This window comes from Leisingera coralii, assembly GCF_049056525.1.
Classification (GTDB): domain Bacteria; phylum Pseudomonadota; class Alphaproteobacteria; order Rhodobacterales; family Rhodobacteraceae; genus Leisingera; species Leisingera coralii.
This window is the reverse complement of the sequence record NZ_JBHUPT010000129.1, coordinates 1-2,412: the sequence shown is the minus strand read 5'-3', so window position 1 is coordinate 2,412 and position 2,412 is coordinate 1. Positions and strand designations below refer to the sequence as shown.

The window sequence follows — 2,412 nt, the reverse complement described above, 5'->3', positions numbered from 1 at the left end:
GCGGCGCTGTGGAAGGCGTCCGATATCGTCGCCAAGGTGCGCCAGCCCGACGCCACCGAGCTGAAGCGGCTGACCAAGGGCAAGACGCTGATTTCCTTCTTCAATCCGGCCGGAAACGAAGAGGGGATGGAGCTCGCCAAGTCCAAGGGCGCCAATGTCATCGCCATGGAAATGGTGCCGCGGATCTCCCGCGCGCAGAAGATGGACGCGCTCAGCTCGATGGCCAATATCGCGGGCTACCGCGCGGTGATCGAGGCGGGCAACAACTTCGGCCGCTTCTTCACCGGCCAGATCACCGCTGCAGGCAAGGTGCCGCCCGCAAAAGTTCTGGTGGTCGGCGCCGGGGTGGCGGGTCTGGCCGCCATCGGCACCTCGACCTCGCTGGGCGCCGTCACCTATGCCTTCGACGTGCGCCCGGAAGTGGCCGAGCAGGTCGAGTCCATGGGCGCCGAGTTCGTCTATCTCGACTTTGAGGAGGAGCAGCAGGACGGCGCCGCCACCGGCGGCTATGCCGCTGTTTCCTCGCCGGAATTCCGCGAAGCGCAGCTCGCCAAATTCCGCGAGCTGGCGCCGGAGATCGACATCGTCATCACCACCGCGCTGATCCCCAACCGCGAGGCGCCCAAGCTGTGGCTCGCCGACATGGTGGCGGCGATGAAGCCGGGCTCGGTGATTGTCGACCTGGCGGCGGAGCGCGGCGGCAACGTCGAGGGCACGGTGAAGGACGAGAAAGTGGTGACGGACAACGGCGTCACCATCATCGGCTACACCGACTTCCCCAGCCGGATGGCGGCGCAGTCCTCGTCGCTTTACGCGACCAACATCCGCCACATGATGGCCGACCTGACGCCGGACAAAGACGGTTTGGTCAACCACAACATGGAGGACGACGTGATCCGCGGCGCCACCGTGACCTTTGAGGGCGAGATCACCTTCCCGCCGCCGCCGCCCAAGGTGCAGGCGATTGCGGTGCAGAAGAAGCCCGAGGTGAAGGAGCTGACGCCGGAGGAAAAACGCGCCAAGGAGGTTGAGGCCTTCAAGGCGCAGACCAGGAGCCAGGTCACGATGCTGGCAGGCGGCGGCGCGCTGCTCTTGCTGGTCGGGCTGTTTGCGCCGGTCAGCTTCATGCAGCATTTCATCGTCTTTGCGCTGGCCTGTTTCGTGGGCTTCCAGGTGATCTGGGGCGTCGCGCACTCGCTGCACACGCCGCTGATGGCGGTCACCAACGCGATCTCCTCGATCATCATCCTGGGCGCGCTGATGCAGATCGGCTCCGGCTCGTTCCTGGTGATCCTCCTGGCGGCGCTCAGCGTCTTCATGGCCGGGATCAACATCTTCGGCGGCTTCCTCGTCACCCGGCGCATGCTCGCCATGTTCCAGAAATCTTAAGGAGGCCGGGCACATGGATTACGGTTTCACCACCGCCGCCTATGTCGTTGCGGCTGTTCTCTTCATCCTGTCGCTGGGCGGGCTCTCCAACCAGGAAAGCGCCAAACGCGCGGTCTGGTACGGCATTGCCGGCATGGGGCTGGCGGTTTTTGCCACCCTCATCGGCCCCGGCTCGGGGTTGTGGCTGCTGTCGGTCCTGCTGATCGCGGGCGGCGGCCTCATCGGCACCTATGTCGCCAAGCGGGTGCAGATGACCGAGATGCCGCAGCTGGTTGCCGCGATGCACTCGCTGGTCGGCCTGGCCGCGGTCTTCGTCGGCTTCATCGCCCATTTCGAGATCGGAAATGTAGCGGCAGCCGCAAGCACCGGGGAGCTCGGCACCTTTGCCAAGCTGATTGCCAAGAAAACCCCGGCCGAGATTGCCTTTTTGCGCGTGGAACTCTTCCTCGGCATCTTCATCGGCGCCATCACCTTCACCGGTTCCGTGATTGCCTTCGGCAAGCTGGCGGGCAAGGTCACCTCGGCCGCGACCAAGCTGCCGGGCGGCCACATGCTGAACGCCAGCGCCGCCGGGCTCTCCTTCCTCTGCCTGATCTGGTACTTCAACTCCGGCGGCTTCCTGCCGCTCCTGCTGATGACCCTGGCGGCGCTGTTCATCGGCTACCACCTGATCATGGGCATCGGCGGCGCCGACATGCCGGTGGTGGTGTCGATGCTGAACAGCTACTCCGGCTGGGCCGCGGCGGCGATCGGCTTCAGCTTGGGCAATGACCTGCTGATCGTGGTCGGCGCGCTGGTCGGCTCCTCGGGTGCGATCCTCAGCTACATCATGTGCAAGGCGATGAACCGCTCCTTCATCTCGGTGATCCTGGGCGGCTTCGGCGGCACCTCCGGTCCGGCGATGGAGATCGACGGCGAGCAGATCGCCATCGACGCCGACGGCGTGGCGGCGGCGCTGGAGGAGGCCGACAGCGTGGTGATCATCCCCGGCTACGGCATGGCGGTGGCGCAGGCGCAGCAGAA

General features: G+C 65.5%; 2 protein-coding genes. Both read left to right on the top strand.

Features of this window, described 5'->3' with window-relative positions:
- A partial coding sequence (locus ACFMBG_RS24045) for a Re/Si-specific NAD(P)(+) transhydrogenase subunit alpha (RefSeq protein WP_421057160.1) occupies positions 1 to 1,389 on the top strand: 1,389 nt, incomplete at its 5' end.
- Between the two features lie 13 nt (positions 1,390 to 1,402).
- Positions 1,403 to 2,412, top strand: a 1,010-nt coding sequence (locus tag ACFMBG_RS24040) for an NAD(P)(+) transhydrogenase (Re/Si-specific) subunit beta (RefSeq protein WP_421057159.1), incomplete at its 3' end; no start/stop codon positions are given.